This window comes from Symbiopectobacterium sp. RP (assembly GCF_050472005.1).
In the GTDB taxonomy this organism is placed as follows: Bacteria; Pseudomonadota; Gammaproteobacteria; order Enterobacterales; family Enterobacteriaceae; genus Symbiopectobacterium.
Map to the genome: position 1 here is coordinate 1,042,305 of NZ_JBGOGS010000001.1, position 13,225 is coordinate 1,055,529.

Below are 13,225 nucleotides of genomic sequence, written 5' to 3' on the forward strand. Positions count from 1 at the left end.
ATCTGTATGGCGCACATCGTAGCGCGAATGTCTGAATGTCGCTCGCTTTCTACCGGGGATTAATCCCCTTCAATCATAATTTGGTAAAGCCCTTCGTCACTCTGTGCTGCCCGTAAACGCCGACACACACTTTTGTCAGCCAGAAGTTTGGCGACAAGCGACAGCGTATGTAGATGGGTTTTACATTGTTCTGCGGGAACCAGCAAGGCAAAAAGCAAGTCTACGCCTTGATTATCAATAGCATCAAAAGATATTGGCTGTTCAAGCTGGATAAAGACCCCGGTGGCGCCCAAGGCGTTATCATCATCGAGTTTTCCGTGGGGGATTGCGATACCGCCGCCAATACCGGTACTGCCCATTCTCTCGCGCGTCAGCAATGCCTCGAAGATCAGCGGAGTCGGAAGGTTTAGCTGTCTGGCTGCCAACTCGCTGATGATTTCCAACGCCCGTTTCTTGCTTTGGCAATGAACGGTGCTGCGGGTACACTCTTGGCGTAATACCGCGCTGAGTTGCAAAATGGGATCGTTATTCATGGTGTGTTCACTTAACGGCCCGCTCATCTCTTTACGCCCCTGACGTTGTGCCAGATGCGTATTCCCTGCGCCCTGAGGCGGAGATGACGATCAGTGCTGTTTGAGTTTTTCCTTGTGTTTATTTAACTGACGCGCCAGTTTGTCGATCAACAGATCGATGGTGGCATACATGTCTTCAGATTCGGATGTGGCATGCAGCTCACCGCCATTAACGAACAGAGTAGCATCGGCAATTTGCTCCACTTTCTCCACCTTGAGCACCACGTTGATCTGGTTGATGCGATCAAAGTATTGCTCCAGCTTGGCAAATTTTGTGTTAACGAACTCGCGTAATGCGGGTGTGATCTCGATGTGGTGTCCGGTGATATTCAGCTGCATAGCGTCTTCCTTCTCTGTGGAAATCAAACCAACTGCTTACGCTGGTTTGACGGCGGGATGGATAAAGACTCTCGGTACTTTGCGACGGTACGCCGCGCGACAATGATCCCCTGATCGGAGAGCAGCGTTGTCAGCTTGCTATCGCTCAAGGGCTTGGCGGGGTTTTCCGCCGCGATCAATTTCTTCACCAGCGCCCGAATAGCGGTGGATGATGTCTCACCGCCGCTGTCGGTATTTACATGGCTGGAGAAGAAATATTTTAGTTCGAAAATGCCACGTGGGCTGTGAAGAAATTTCTGTGTTGTGACGCGTGAGATGGTGGATTCATGCATATCCACAGCCTGAGCGATATCCGCCAGCACCATGGGTTTCATAAACTCTTCACCTTTCTCAAAGAAATCCTGCTGTTGTTCCACAATGCAGCGCGTGACCTTAAGCAGCGTGTCGTTGCGGCTCTCCAGACTTTTTATCAGCCAGCGCGCCTCTTGCAGGTGGCTGCGGATAAACTGGCTGTCACTGTCGTTACGCGCGCTGTGGCCAAGTGCGGCATACTGCTGGTTGACTTGCAGGCGCGGCACGCTGTCGGTGTTGAGTTCCACCACCCAGCGGTCTTGATGCTTGCGCACCAGCACGTCGGGGATCACATACTCCGACTCGCCGGTATTGATCGATTGGCCCGGACGCGGGTCGAGTGACTGAATCAGTGCCAGCGCCTCTTTCAGCGCATCCTCTTTAATACGGCTGGCGCGGATCAGCGTGCGAAAATCATGGTTGGCCAGCAAATCGAGGTATTCATTGACGATAAGCTTGGCTTCCGCCAGCCACGGGGTTTCGGGGGCAAACTGAGACAGCTGGATTTGCAGGCAATCGCGCAAATCACGCGCTGCCACGCCGACCGGGTCAAAACGTTGCACACGTTTTAACACCGCTTCTACTTCCTCAATCGTCACGTCATCGTCGCCGATGCTCTCGAGAATGTCTTCCAACGGAACGGTCAGATAGCCGGTGGTGTCCACCGCATCGACAATCGACGTAGCAATAGCCGCATCGATGTCGGAAAACGGCGTCAACTCTACCTGCCACATCAGGTAATCCTGCAAGGTTTGCGTAGTTTCACCCTGATAGACAGGCAGCTCTTCGTCGCGGTAATCGGTGCCGGTGCCCGAAGGCGTGCCTGCAGAGTAGATTTCATCCCAAGTGGCGTCCAGCGGCAGCTCTTCCGGCATATCTTTTTGCTCAAGGGCGTCGCGCGTATCCAGTGATTCGCTGTCGCTCGTTTCCTGAGCATCGATTTCATCGTGGCTATCGGTTTGTTCAAGCAACGGGTTGCTTTCCAGCGCTTGCTGGATCTCTTGCTGGAGTTCAAGCGTAGACAACTGAAGCAGATGGATCGCCTGCTGAAGTTGTGGCGTCATGGCCAGTTGTTGACTTAGCCTGAGTTGCAAACCTTGCTTCATAACTCGTGTCACTTTCCCTTAATATGGAACGCCCATTGCAAACGTTACAGTATCAAAGTCGGAAGCCTTCGCCCAGATAGACGCGTTTCACCTGCTCATCCTCCAGGATTTCGCTGGGTGAACCGTGGGAAATAAGCTGCCCCTGACTGACGATATAGGCGCGTTCGCACACATCCAACGTTTCACGCACGTTGTGATCGGTAATCAGCACGCCCAAGCCGCTGTCGCGCAGGTGCTCAATGATTTTTTTTATGTCGAGCACTGAAATCGGATCGACACCGGCAAAGGGTTCATCCAGCAAAATAAATTTGGGATTGGCCGCCAGTGCGCGAGCGATCTCTACGCGACGACGTTCGCCGCCAGACAAGGATTGTCCCAGACTATCGCGTAAATGAATAATATGGAATTCTTCCATTAACTCATTGGCGCGATCGTTCTGCTGCTCCGGCGTCAGGTCTTTGCGAATCTGCAAGACTGCCATCAGGTTGTCATAGACGCTCAAACGGCGAAAGATCGAGGCTTCCTGCGGCAAATAGCCGATGCCGCGGCGCGCGCGTTCGTGCAAAGGCAACAAGCTTATCTCTTCATCATCAATCACTATCTGCCCTGAATCGCGCTGGACAATGCCGACAACCATATAAAATGTCGTGGTTTTTCCTGCACCATTCGGCCCGAGCAACCCGACGATTTCACCGGAGTTGACCGTTAAACTTACGTTTTCGACCACGCGACGTCCCTTGTAGGCCTTCGCCAGGTTTTCTGCGATTAATGTTGCCATAGGTTATTCAGTTGCCTGTGGTTGCTGCTTGTCTTTTTGAGACGAGGGAGCGGCGGCCTTGCCGTTCTTTTCCTGTAGCTGCGAGGGCACCAGCACAGTGGTTACTCGCCCGCCTTTATCACCCACCGCCTCCATCTGTTGCTGTTTCACTAGATAGGTGATGCAATCGCCTTTCACGTTGCTATCCAGTTGTTCCAGATACGCGTTACCCGTCAGCGTGATCTTATCCTGCGCCAGTTCATAGCGCACTTTCTGTGCGCGGCCTTTCACCTGCTTGCCATTGTCTTGCATCTGGTAGAAGGTGACCGGATTACCAAAGGCTTCAATCACTTCCTGGCCCTGTGATCCTTGTGGGCGCGTGACCACGACTTTATCGGCCTTCACATCAATGGTGCCTTGTTTGACCGTAACATTGCCGGTAAACGTGACGGTATTGCCCTGCATGTCCAATGACTGCTGCGCGGAATCAATGTGAATCGGCTGACTGGTGTCTCCTGTCACAGCAAGGGTAGGCAGGCTTGCTGCTAACAGGGCGCTGGCAATGGCCGCATGACGCCAGGCATTATTGGTGTTGAATTTCATAAGAGGTTTTTACCTTTTCAATCAATTCGGCAGTTTTGTTACGCAAATTACCGCGCATTTTCATCCCATTCGAGAGAAAACTGGCTCCGTACAGTGTCACCTCATCATCGGAGGCGATGTCCTGTGTCATTAGGTTAACTTGCGCATTATCGGTTTTTATCTGCCGTAATTGTGAGTCATTGGTCAGACTGTTGACTTCCACATGCCCGTATAAGAACAACATTTTATCTTTGGTCAGCTTGGCGTGGTCAGCTTGCACCGAGCAGGTGGCGATACCCTGTTCGTTAAACAGCGTAGCGACAGGCGCGGTAAACCAAGTGAGCTGTTCCGCGTTAAAATACTCTACTCTCTGCGCCGCGAGTCGATAGTTCAGGCCACCCTGCGGGTTAAACACGCGTGTGGTGGTTTCATCGCTGGTGTAGGTCGGCACCGCATTATCCTGGGTTTTCGTTTGTGGCGCGCTGTCCTGATCCGTCAGGTTCCAGCCAATCAGAATCAATACAATTAGCGCCAATAGCGCGGTTAGCCAACGCTTCGTCTTATTCATAATAAAAACGTACTCATGGTCATCGCAAACTTATGCCGTGGCAAACTCATGTCGTAACAAACTCATGTCGTAACAAACTTGTACCCCGACAAGCGGGCGGCGATAGCCCCCTTGCCGTGACGATATCTTCATATCGATAGCCCCCTTGCCGTGACGATATCTTCATATCGATAGCCCTTTGGCGTCGTCCAGCTTACCCTGTGCCAGCAGGATAAGGTCGCACAGTTCGCGTACCGCACCGCGCCCACCAGCAATTTTGGTCACGTAGTCTGCCTTGGGCAGCAGCAAAGGGTGTGCATCTGCCACGGCGACGCTAAAGCCTATCTGTGCCATCACCGGCCAGTCAATCAAATCGTCACCAATATAGGCAACCTGATCGGCGTTAAGCGACAGTGTATCTAACAGTTCACGGAAGGCCAAAACCTTATCTGACTGTCCCAGATAAAGATGGGTGATACCCAGCGTGCGGCAGCGGTCTTCCACCAGTGGCGCAGAGCGCCCGGTGATGATGGCGACCTCAATGCCGGACGTTAGCAGACAGCGAATACCATAACCATCGCGTACGTTAAACGCCTTCAGTTCTTCCCCTTGATTGCCCATGTAGATAAGGCCGTCGGAGAGCACGCCGTCAACATCGCAAATCAGCAATTTTATGGCTTGCGCCTTTTCCAATACTCGATCCGCGACGGGGCCGTAGCAGGTGGCGGTTTGCGCTTGGGGGTTATTCATAAACACATATCCTTGATGTCACCCTTCTTTCTTTAGGGAGCGCCAGAAAGACGATCCCGTTGACTATCACACCACGCCAGCGCGCAGCATATCATGCATATGGACGATACCGACCAGTCGATTGGATTGTGCCACCAGCAGCGACGTAATATGGCGTGACTGCATCAGATTCAGCGCATCCACCGCCAACGTATTGGGGGTGACCCGAATGCCGCCTGCGGTCATCAGATCGGCGATATGCGCATCATTGAGGTTGATCTGCATATCGAAGATGCGGCGCAGGTCACCGTCGGTGAAGATGCCTTCGATCATCATGTCCGGCGTGCAAATCACGGTCATACCGAAACTCTTGCGGGTGATCTCCACCAGCGCATCACGCAACGACGCGTCTCGGGTAACGTGGGGGATCTCGTCTCCGGTATGCATGATATCCGCAACACGCAGCAAAAGTTTGCGGCCCAGTGCGCCGCCAGGGTGAGAAAGGGCAAAATCTTCTGCGGTGAAACCCCGCGCCTGTAACAAGGCAACGGCAAGCGCATCGCCCATCACCAGTGTGGCCGTGGTGCTAGAAGTGGGAGCGAGCCCCAACGGACAGGCTTCCTGTGGCACATGGACACAGAGATGAATATCAGCGGCTTTACCCATGGTGCTTTCCGGGTTGCTGGTGATGCAAATCAGAAATACGCCCAGACGTTTGAGCATCGGGATCAGTGCCAGAATTTCATTGGACTCACCCGAGTTGGATATGGCGATCACGATATCTTGTGCGGTGATCATGCCGAGGTCACCGTGGCTGGCCTCGCCGGGATGGACAAAAAACGAGGGGGTGCCGGTGCTGGCAAAGGTCGCCGCCATCTTGCACCCGATGTGCCCGGATTTCCCCATTCCCATTACCACCACTTTGCCCTGGCAATGGAACATGGTGCGACAAGCGCGGGTGAAGTTGTCATCGATATACTGGTCCAGATGGGCCAACCCGTCGCGTTCGATGGCGAGCACATGTCGGCCTGCCTGTTGAAAATCGAAATCGGGCTGTTGTTCAACGTTGGACATAACGGTTAATCCTGACTATTTGAGTTTTCCAAGAAAACGGGTCGTGCGCCGCTAATACAGCAAAAACAGCGTCGCAAGGTAAGCAATAAACATACACAGTAACAGCGCGCCAGCACCTTGTCCGATAGAGCGCTTTTTGCGCAGACAGAGCAGCGTCAGCAGCAGGCTCGCTCCCAGCATCACGCCGTAATCGCGTTGAAATGCCAGTGGGTTCACCGCGCCGGGTGACAGCAGTGCCGGAACACCAAGCACGATAACCAGATTGAAGACGTTCGACCCAATCAGGTTACCCAGCGCGATATCATCCTCTTTTTTCAGCGTGCCGACGATGGCGGTAGCCAGTTCCGGCAGGGTGGTGCCAATCGCCAGCAGTGTCAGCCCGATGGTCAACTCATCAAAGGCGAAATGACGTGCAATCACCGTTGCATTGTCAATCACGATACGCGCCGCCATCGGCAGAATAATCAATCCCAGCAGCAACCAGAGGACGGCAACCGTCTGGTTACCGTCAGCCTGTGCCTGCGGCAGCTCCGCCAATTGTTCGCGTGTCAGGCTGTCACTGCCGTTCTGTTGCGCCTGACGCACCATGCGCAGCATTAGCACGATCCAGGCACCCGCCGCCGCGAGCAGCATGACGCCATCAAGCCGACTGAGATAGCCATTGTAAAGCACACCGCCGCTGAACAGCGTGATCAAGCGTGATCAACAGCATGGGGAGCAGCTCACGCCGCAGCAGATCGGAGCGAAAGGTTAAGGGGCGAATCAGGGCAGCACTGCCGAGGATTAGCATGATATTGGCGATATTCGAACCCAACACGTTACCGACCGCCATGTCCATTTGCTGGTTCAGACCCGCTGTTACCGACACCGCCAATTCTGGCAGTGACGTGCCGATGCCAACAATCATCACGCCGATAATCAAAGGAGAAACGCCCCACACACGGGCAAGAACGGCTGCGCCATAAACCAAACGGTCAGCACCATAAACCAAGAGAAACAGGCCAATAACCAGCAGAACTATCGCAAAAAGCATGCAGCGTCCTTTCTTTATTCGGGTATAATCACCGGCTCATAAGGCAATGAAGCGGTGCGCGAACGAATGTCGAGCAAAAATTGCGTTGCATCGTAGATGGGGTAATTTTGACTGTCTGGGCAGAAAAAGTAAAACCTATGGCAGCCAGAACCCGCCCTTTTCGGTAAGAATTGTCGGTAATATTTTGTAAAACTCGGGCCTTGCCTGAAACCTGCCGTTAAGCTTGATAGGAAATGCAACGGTTGTTGCACGTCATGGACGTATAACAGCGACGATCGTCAAGGGGAGTGAGTGAAGGAAAAGATCGCATGAACCAAGATGCTACTCATCTGGTTGAAATTCGTGGGCTCAATTTTTCGCGTGGCGAGAGGCCCATTTTCACCGATGTTTCGTTAACCGTACCCAAAGGGAAAGTCACCGCTATCATGGGGCCCTCCGGTATCGGTAAAACCACATTGTTGCGCCTGATTGGCGGTCAGCTTCAACCGGACAGCGGCGAGATCTGGTTTGACGGAGAGAATATTCCAACGCTCTCCCGTTCCCGATTGTATGACGTGCGTAAGAAGATGAGTATGTTGTTCCAATCTGGCGCGTTGTTCACCGATCTTACGGTGTTTGAGAACGTGGCCTGGCCACTGAGGGAACACTCCCAACTGCCCGAAACGCTGTTACGCAGCATGGTGCTGATGAAACTGGAAGCTGTCGGGTTACGCGGTGCGGCTAATCTGATGCCTTCAGAGCTTTCTGGAGGGATGGCTCGCCGTGCCGCACTGGCCCGTGCCATCGCGCTTGATCCACAGATGATCATGTTCGACGAACCCTTTGTCGGTCAGGATCCGATCACCATGGGCGTGTTGGTTAAGCTTATCGATGAACTGAACCATGCGCTGGGTATCACCTGCGTTGTGGTCTCCCATGACGTGCCGGAAGTGCTGAGCATCGCGGATTATGCCTACATCGTGGCGGATCAGCATATCGTTGCGCACGGCTCGGTGGAGGCGCTGCGTGCGAATACCGATCCTCGGGTACGGCAATTTATTGACGGCATTGCCGATGGTCCCGTGCCGTTTTGCTTTCCTGCTGGTGACTACAAAACCAGCCTGTTAGGCTCAGGGAGTTAATCAATTCATGCTACGAGAAGCATTGGCGTCGTTGGGACGTCAGGGAATCCGGTCCTGTGCTACCTTTGGTCGTGCCGGGTTCATGTTGTTTAATGCGCTGGTGGGCCGTCCCGAACTGCGCAAGCAAGGCCCGCTGTTGCTCAAGCAACTGCACAGCGTTGGGGTTCAGTCACTGTTGATCATCCTAGTGTCTGGCCTCTTTATCGGTATGGTGTTGGGGCTGCAAGGGTATATCGTGCTGACCACCTACAGCGCCGAGGCCAGTTTGGGCATGATGGTGGCGCTCTCTTTGCTGCGCGAACTGGGGCCGGTGGTCACCGCGCTGTTGTTTGCTGGCCGCGCTGGCTCGGCCCTGACGGCGGAAATTGGCCTGATGAAAGCCACTGAACAGCTCTCCAGTATGGAGATGATGGCGGTAGACCCGCTGCGGCGCGTGGTGGCCCCCCGTTTCTGGGCGGGACTTATCAGCATGCCGATGTTGACGATCATCTTCGTGGCGGTCGGCATCTGGGGCGGCGCGTTGGTTGGGGTGAGTTGGAAGGGCATCGATGATGGCTTCTTTTGGTCAGCGATGCAGGGCGCCGTCGAGTGGCGCAAGGATCTGCTGAACTGTGTGATCAAAAGTGTGGTATTTGCGATTACCGTGACCTGGATTGCGTTGTTCAACGGCTATGATGCGATCCCGACCTCTGAGGGGATCAGCCGGGCGACGACGCGCACGGTAGTGCATTCGTCATTGGCGGTATTGGGATTGGATTTTGTGCTGACAGCACTGATGTTTGGGAACTGAGTCGATGCAAACAAAGCGAAGTGAAATCTGGGTTGGCGTATTCCTGTTGATCGCCTTGGGCGCCATTATTTTTCTCTGTTTGAAAGTCGCCGACGTGAAGTCTATCGGCAGCGAACAAACCTACCGGTTGTATGCCACGTTTGACAATATCGGCGGCCTGAAAGCGCGTTCTCCGATAAAAATCGGTGGCGTGGTGATTGGTCGCGTTTCTGATATTTTGTTGGATACCAAAACCTATTTGCCGCGCGTTGCCATGGATATCCAACGCCGGTACGACCATATTCCTGACACCAGTTCGCTGGCGATCCGCACCTCCGGGCTGTTGGGCGAACAGTATCTGGCGCTGAATATCGGCTTCGAAGATGAAGAAATGGGCACCAAGATCCTCGCCGATGGCGGTGTGATTCAGGACACCAAATCTGCCATGGTGCTGGAAGACTTAATCGGACAATTCCTCTATAAGAGCGGGGGAGATAGCGCCGACAATACGGGAAAAACGGAATCTGTGCCGCAAAACGAACCGGCATTGACGCCAGTGCCGTCTGCTCCTGCGCCGGGTGCAGCACAATAATCAAGAGGACATCTGCATGTTAAAACGTTTACTGATGGTGGCACTGCTGGTCGTGGCACCTCTCGCCAGCGCGGCGGATCAAACCAATCCTTATCGTTTGATGAACGATGCGGTGGAGAAGACCTTTACGCGTCTGAAAACGGAACAACCACGCATCAAGCAGGATCCGAACTACTTGCGTCAAATCGTGCAAGAAGAGCTGCTGCCGTATGTTCAGATTCGCTATGCAGGGGCGCTGGTGCTGGGCCGCTACTACAAAGAAGCGACGCCGGCGCAGCGTGATGCCTATTTCAAGGCGTTCGAAGCCTATTTAGCGCAAGCCTACGGTCAGGCGCTGGCGCTGTATCATGGACAGAACTACCAGATTGCGCCGGAACAGCCGCTGGGCAGCGCTGATATCATTCCTATCCGTGTGACCATTATCGATAACGGTGGACGCCCACCGGTGCGTTTGGATTTTCAATGGCGTAAAAACAGCCAGACCGGTAACTGGCAGGCTTACGACATGATTGCTGAAGGGGTGAGCATGATCACCACCAAGCAAAACGAATGGGCAGCTATTTTGCGTCAACAGGGTGTTGATGGGTTAACCAAGCAGCTGGAAGCTTCCGCTCGTCAGCCGATTACGCTGGAGCAGAAGAATGGCTGAGGCACTGCGCTGGACGTCGCAAGACTCGACGCTGGCGTTGTCCAGCGATTTGGATCGCGATTCCCTGCTGCCGCTTTGGCAGCAGCGTGAGACCTTATTGAAGGGCAAGCAGGCGCTGGATATCGCCGCGCTGGAGCGAGTGGATTCCGCCGGGTTGGCGCTGTTGGTGCATCTCTATCAACAGCAGACCCGTTCAACGCCATCCTTCATGATTTCTGGTGCCAGTGAGCGGGTAAAAACGCTGATTGCGCTGTATAACCTCAACGATATTATCCCTGTCGTTTGATTTTTTTCTTTATAGATAAGCGACTTAATTTTGATTACACCATATGGACTGAGAACAAAATCTCTGTATCACAACCACTCTCTCTTTTTTTGCTTTTTGCTTGTGCCCATTTATGCTCAATTGGGTTAAGATCTGGCGAATATAGCCAACCGACTTAAAAATGATTACAGCCAATGCCCTGATATGTGGCAAAAAAATACAGCTAATTGTTATCAAAATAATGTCGCTTGGCTATATGTAGGCAAATACTCCAGCATCTACCCTGCATCGATGATGACTTGTTGAATATTATGTTTTTTGTGAAAAGTTGCATTGTCCATCACGATTACCCTGTTTTTAGGGAGTACTGGGATAAGGACTTGTGTGACCCAGGAATAGAAAACATCGCTGTTAATATTGATATCAAATAATCCGATAGCAAACAGCGTTGTGCCTAATAACGCGCCGATAACATTTGTTCTTCCCTTGGCTCCCCCGTTCTTCAGGCCAAAACACCGTTGACCTTTTGGGGAATAGCCGTGAGTCCGTGGGGTATCGTGTGGAAAACCACTTTCATCAATAAAAACAATAGGTTTTCCTTTTTTCATACTGTTGTATTTTTTGTTGAAATGCTTGCCGGGCGCTTTCGTCGGCTTTCGGATGACATAGAGTTTTTTTTATAGGTCAATCCCAGCTTTTTAAGAGCTTGCCAAATGGCCTTCTGACAAACGCCAAAACGCTCTGCACGTTCTTTTTGGTAAGCATCTGGATATGGTTCAACATCTTTTATTAACTCGGATTTATCGATCTTTCGCTGACGCGTGGTCGATGCTTTTGACGCTATTTGATTAATCCAACGCGATACAGAGGCAGGGCCAATCCGAAATTGCTTCGCTGTTTCTTGTATACTCAACCCTTCTTCTTCCCGTGTAGATATCACTTTACGTCTAAAATCAATTGAATAGCTCATTTAAATGATGTAATCAAAATTAAGTCGTTTAGCTATACCTTTCCCGCGTATAATAGATGAAAACAGCCCTCTTAGCTTACGCCAAGAGGGATTTCTTTGTTTAAGAAAACGGCGTATTCATCTAAGATACACGGCTGATAATCCTCCCCCTGAATACAGAATTGAGAGCGATGGAAAATAACGAGATCGAAGAGGTGCTGATGAAGGCACTCGCACTGCAAGAAGTCCACGTAACGGGCGATGGCAGCCACTTTCAGGTTGTCGCCGTGGGGGATATTTTTGCTGGTATGCGTCGTGTCAAACAGCAGCAGACCGTATACGCGCCCTTAATGGAGTACATTGCGGATAACCGCATTCATGCGCTTTCCATCAAGGCCTATACACCGGAAGAATGGCAGCGCGATCGCAAGCTGAGCGGCTTTTAAGCGAGAGCAGTGCGCCCTGGAATACTTTTAGCAAGCTGAGAACCTTTAACTATGGACAAATTTCGTGTGCAGGGTCCTACCCGGCTCACTGGTGAAGTCACTATCTCCGGGGCGAAAAATGCCGCCCTGCCTATCCTGTTCGCGGCCCTGTTGGCGGAAGCGCCAGTAGAAATCCAAAATGTTCCCAAGCTGCGTGATATCGATACCACAATGAAGCTGCTTAGCCAGTTAGGTGCTCACGTGACGCGCAACGGTTCGGTGCATGTGGATGCCCGCGACGTTAACGTATTTTGCGCGCCTTACGATCTGGTGAAAACCATGCGCGCTTCTATCTGGGCGTTGGGGCCGCTGGTCGCGCGTTTCGGTCAGGGGCAAGTTTCACTGCCTGGCGGCTGCGCGATTGGCGCACGTCCGGTCGATCTGCACATTACCGGATTGGGGCAGTTGGGTGCCAAGATCGTGCTGGAAGAGGGATATGTCAAAGCCACGGTTGACGGGCGTTTACAGGGCGCGCATCTCGTCATGGATAAAGTCAGCGTTGGTGCAACTGTCACCATCATGACGGCGGCAACGCTGGCGGAAGGCACCACCATTATCGAAAACGCCGCGCGTGAGCCGGAAATTGTTGATACGGCGGGCTTCCTGAACGCAATGGGTGCCAAAATCACTGACGCCGGCAGCGACAAGATCGTTATCGAAGGCGTCGAGCGTCTGGGTGGCGGAGTTTACCGCGTGCTGCCGGATCGTATCGAAACCGGTACGTTCCTAGTGGCCGCTGCGGTCTCTCGTGGCAGCATTGTGTGCCGCAACACGCGTCCGGATACGCTGGATGCCGTGCTGGCAAAATTGCGTGATGCAGGCGCAGATATAGAAGTGGGTGAGGACTGGATCAGCCTAGATATGCATGGCAAACGCCCGAAAGCGGTTACCGTGCGTACCTCTCCGCATCCCGGCTTCCCGACCGATATGCAAGCGCAGTTTAGCCTGCTGAATCTGCTGGCAGAAGGCAGCGGTGTTATCACCGAAACCATCTTTGAAAACCGCTTTATGCACGTACCGGAACTGATTCGTATGGGCGCGCAGGCAGAGATTGAGAGTAACACCGTGATCTGCCACGGCGTTGATACGCTTTCTGGCGCTCAGGTGATGGCGACCGATCTGCGTGCATCAGCCAGTCTGGTGCTGGCGGGGTGTATCGCGGAAGGTACAACCCTCGTTGATCGTATCTATCACATCGATCGCGGCTACGAACGCATTGAAGATAAACTGCGTGGGCTGGGTGCGAACATCGAACGTGTGAGTGGCAACGACGCGTAATCCCGTTTCAGTATGAGCAGCCGCAGT

At 52.9% G+C, this 13,225-nt stretch carries 18 protein-coding genes and 1 pseudogene; 7 read left to right on the forward strand and 12 right to left on the reverse strand.

What is annotated here, in order from left to right; translation table 11 throughout:
• Nucleotides 1–59 precede the first annotated feature (59 nt).
• The 9 genes and pseudogenes from ptsN to ACD630_RS06840 all read right to left on the reverse strand — a co-directional run bounded on the left by ptsN (nucleotide 60) and on the right by ACD630_RS06840 (nucleotide 7,090).
• On the reverse strand, nucleotides 60–533 hold the full coding sequence (ptsN, locus tag ACD630_RS06800) for a PTS IIA-like nitrogen regulatory protein PtsN (protein ID WP_430358541.1): 474 nt from the start codon (nucleotides 531–533) through the stop codon (nucleotides 60–62).
• 90 nt (nucleotides 534–623) lie between these two features.
• Complete coding sequence (hpf, locus tag ACD630_RS06805; protein WP_430358542.1) at nucleotides 624–911, reverse strand: ribosome hibernation promoting factor; 288 nt, start codon at nucleotides 909–911, stop codon at nucleotides 624–626.
• 23 nt (nucleotides 912–934) lie between these two features.
• Complete coding sequence (rpoN, locus tag ACD630_RS06810; RefSeq protein ID WP_430358543.1) at nucleotides 935–2,368, reverse strand: RNA polymerase factor sigma-54; 1,434 nt, start codon at nucleotides 2,366–2,368, stop codon at nucleotides 935–937.
• A 52-nt stretch (nucleotides 2,369–2,420) separates the two neighbouring features.
• Nucleotides 2,421–3,146: an LPS export ABC transporter ATP-binding protein gene (lptB, locus tag ACD630_RS06815; protein WP_430358544.1), complete on the reverse strand. Its 726-nt coding sequence runs from the start codon at nucleotides 3,144–3,146 to the stop codon at nucleotides 2,421–2,423.
• A gap of 3 nt (nucleotides 3,147–3,149) precedes the next feature.
• Nucleotides 3,150–3,728 carry a lipopolysaccharide ABC transporter substrate-binding protein LptA gene (gene lptA / locus ACD630_RS06820; RefSeq protein ID WP_430358545.1) on the reverse strand — a complete coding sequence of 193 codons (579 nt, stop codon included), beginning with the start codon at nucleotides 3,726–3,728 and terminating at the stop codon, nucleotides 3,150–3,152.
• Complete coding sequence (lptC, locus tag ACD630_RS06825; RefSeq protein ID WP_430358546.1) at nucleotides 3,709–4,275, reverse strand: LPS export ABC transporter periplasmic protein LptC; 567 nt, start codon at nucleotides 4,273–4,275, stop codon at nucleotides 3,709–3,711. The genes lptA and lptC overlap by 20 nt, the downstream gene beginning before the upstream one ends.
• Nucleotides 4,276–4,437: 162 nt before the next feature.
• Complete coding sequence (kdsC, locus tag ACD630_RS06830) at nucleotides 4,438–5,004, reverse strand: 3-deoxy-manno-octulosonate-8-phosphatase KdsC (protein ID WP_430359933.1); 567 nt, start codon at nucleotides 5,002–5,004, stop codon at nucleotides 4,438–4,440.
• Between the two features lie 66 nt (nucleotides 5,005–5,070).
• On the reverse strand, nucleotides 5,071–6,057 hold the full coding sequence (gene kdsD, locus ACD630_RS06835; RefSeq protein WP_430358547.1) for an arabinose-5-phosphate isomerase KdsD: 987 nt from the start codon (nucleotides 6,055–6,057) through the stop codon (nucleotides 5,071–5,073).
• A 51-nt stretch (nucleotides 6,058–6,108) separates the two neighbouring features.
• Nucleotides 6,109–7,090, reverse strand: a pseudogene (locus ACD630_RS06840) (calcium/sodium antiporter).
• Nucleotides 7,091–7,398: 308 nt separating this feature from the next.
• Between ACD630_RS06840 and mlaF the strand changes: the two are divergent.
• The 5 genes from mlaF to mlaB are packed head-to-tail and all read left to right on the forward strand — an operon-like array spanning nucleotide 7,399 to nucleotide 10,507.
• Complete coding sequence (gene mlaF / locus ACD630_RS06845; protein ID WP_430358548.1) at nucleotides 7,399–8,211, forward strand: phospholipid ABC transporter ATP-binding protein MlaF; 813 nt, start codon at nucleotides 7,399–7,401, stop codon at nucleotides 8,209–8,211.
• A 7-nt stretch (nucleotides 8,212–8,218) separates the two neighbouring features.
• Complete coding sequence (mlaE, locus tag ACD630_RS06850; RefSeq protein ID WP_430358549.1) at nucleotides 8,219–9,001, forward strand: lipid asymmetry maintenance ABC transporter permease subunit MlaE; 783 nt, start codon at nucleotides 8,219–8,221, stop codon at nucleotides 8,999–9,001.
• A 4-nt stretch (nucleotides 9,002–9,005) separates the two neighbouring features.
• A complete protein-coding gene (gene mlaD, locus ACD630_RS06855) occupies nucleotides 9,006–9,572 on the forward strand; it encodes an outer membrane lipid asymmetry maintenance protein MlaD (protein WP_430358550.1) in 567 nt (188 codons plus the stop codon).
• 16 nt (nucleotides 9,573–9,588) lie between these two features.
• On the forward strand, nucleotides 9,589–10,221 hold the full coding sequence (gene mlaC / locus ACD630_RS06860; protein ID WP_430358551.1) for a phospholipid-binding protein MlaC: 633 nt from the start codon (nucleotides 9,589–9,591) through the stop codon (nucleotides 10,219–10,221).
• Nucleotides 10,214–10,507 carry a lipid asymmetry maintenance protein MlaB gene (gene mlaB, locus ACD630_RS06865; protein WP_430358552.1) on the forward strand — a complete coding sequence of 98 codons (294 nt, stop codon included), beginning with the start codon at nucleotides 10,214–10,216 and terminating at the stop codon, nucleotides 10,505–10,507. Before mlaC ends, mlaB begins: the two co-directional genes overlap by 8 nt.
• 24 nt (nucleotides 10,508–10,531) lie before the next feature.
• Here the strand turns inward: mlaB and ACD630_RS06870 are convergent, their stop codons facing one another.
• From ACD630_RS06870 to ACD630_RS06880, 3 genes are read right to left on the reverse strand one after another with little or no spacing between them, the layout of a single operon-like run.
• Nucleotides 10,532–10,723 (reverse strand): hypothetical protein, encoded by a 192-nt coding sequence (locus ACD630_RS06870; RefSeq protein WP_430358553.1) that lies wholly within the window; start codon nucleotides 10,721–10,723, stop codon nucleotides 10,532–10,534.
• 41 nt (nucleotides 10,724–10,764) lie between these two features.
• Entirely contained in the window at nucleotides 10,765–11,094 is a 330-nt protein-coding gene (locus ACD630_RS06875; protein ID WP_430358554.1) for an IS630 family transposase, read from the reverse strand.
• Complete coding sequence (locus ACD630_RS06880) at nucleotides 11,091–11,456, reverse strand: IS630 transposase-related protein (RefSeq protein WP_430358555.1); 366 nt, start codon at nucleotides 11,454–11,456, stop codon at nucleotides 11,091–11,093. The genes ACD630_RS06875 and ACD630_RS06880 overlap by 4 nt, the downstream gene beginning before the upstream one ends.
• A gap of 170 nt (nucleotides 11,457–11,626) precedes the next feature.
• Here ACD630_RS06880 and ibaG point away from each other — a divergent pair, with 170 nt between their 5' ends.
• Nucleotides 11,627–11,881 carry a BolA family iron metabolism protein IbaG gene (gene ibaG, locus ACD630_RS06885; RefSeq protein WP_430358556.1) on the forward strand — a complete coding sequence of 85 codons (255 nt, stop codon included), beginning with the start codon at nucleotides 11,627–11,629 and terminating at the stop codon, nucleotides 11,879–11,881.
• Nucleotides 11,882–11,932: 51 nt separating this feature from the next.
• Complete coding sequence (murA, locus tag ACD630_RS06890; RefSeq protein ID WP_430358557.1) at nucleotides 11,933–13,198, forward strand: UDP-N-acetylglucosamine 1-carboxyvinyltransferase; 1,266 nt, start codon at nucleotides 11,933–11,935, stop codon at nucleotides 13,196–13,198.
• The last annotated feature ends 27 nt before the right edge of the window (nucleotides 13,199–13,225 follow it).

Excerpts from the sequence above, each read along its gene's own strand:
- ptsN (WP_430358541.1), bottom strand. The coding sequence starts at position 533 with ATGAATAACGATCCCATTTTGCAACTCAGCGCGGTATTACGCCAAGAG.
- hpf (WP_430358542.1), bottom strand. The coding sequence starts at position 911 with ATGCAGCTGAATATCACCGGACACCACATCGAGATCACACCCGCATTA.
- rpoN (WP_430358543.1), bottom strand. The coding sequence starts at position 2,368 with ATGAAGCAAGGTTTGCAACTCAGGCTAAGTCAACAACTGGCCATGACG.
- lptB (WP_430358544.1), bottom strand. The coding sequence starts at position 3,146 with ATGGCAACATTAATCGCAGAAAACCTGGCGAAGGCCTACAAGGGACGT.
- lptA (WP_430358545.1), bottom strand. The coding sequence starts at position 3,728 with ATGAAATTCAACACCAATAATGCCTGGCGTCATGCGGCCATTGCCAGC.
- lptC (WP_430358546.1), bottom strand. The coding sequence starts at position 4,275 with ATGAATAAGACGAAGCGTTGGCTAACCGCGCTATTGGCGCTAATTGTA.
- kdsC (WP_430359933.1), bottom strand. The coding sequence starts at position 5,004 with ATGAATAACCCCCAAGCGCAAACCGCCACCTGCTACGGCCCCGTCGCG.
- kdsD (WP_430358547.1), bottom strand. The coding sequence starts at position 6,057 with ATGTCCAACGTTGAACAACAGCCCGATTTCGATTTTCAACAGGCAGGC.
- mlaF (WP_430358548.1), top strand. The coding sequence starts at position 7,399 with ATGAACCAAGATGCTACTCATCTGGTTGAAATTCGTGGGCTCAATTTT.
- mlaE (WP_430358549.1), top strand. The coding sequence starts at position 8,219 with ATGCTACGAGAAGCATTGGCGTCGTTGGGACGTCAGGGAATCCGGTCC.
- mlaD (WP_430358550.1), top strand. The coding sequence starts at position 9,006 with ATGCAAACAAAGCGAAGTGAAATCTGGGTTGGCGTATTCCTGTTGATC.
- mlaC (WP_430358551.1), top strand. The coding sequence starts at position 9,589 with ATGTTAAAACGTTTACTGATGGTGGCACTGCTGGTCGTGGCACCTCTC.
- mlaB (WP_430358552.1), top strand. The coding sequence starts at position 10,214 with ATGGCTGAGGCACTGCGCTGGACGTCGCAAGACTCGACGCTGGCGTTG.
- ACD630_RS06875 (WP_430358554.1), bottom strand. The coding sequence starts at position 11,094 with ATGAAAAAAGGAAAACCTATTGTTTTTATTGATGAAAGTGGTTTTCCA.
- ACD630_RS06880 (WP_430358555.1), bottom strand. The coding sequence starts at position 11,456 with ATGAGCTATTCAATTGATTTTAGACGTAAAGTGATATCTACACGGGAA.
- ibaG (WP_430358556.1), top strand. The coding sequence starts at position 11,627 with ATGGAAAATAACGAGATCGAAGAGGTGCTGATGAAGGCACTCGCACTG.
- murA (WP_430358557.1), top strand. The coding sequence starts at position 11,933 with ATGGACAAATTTCGTGTGCAGGGTCCTACCCGGCTCACTGGTGAAGTC.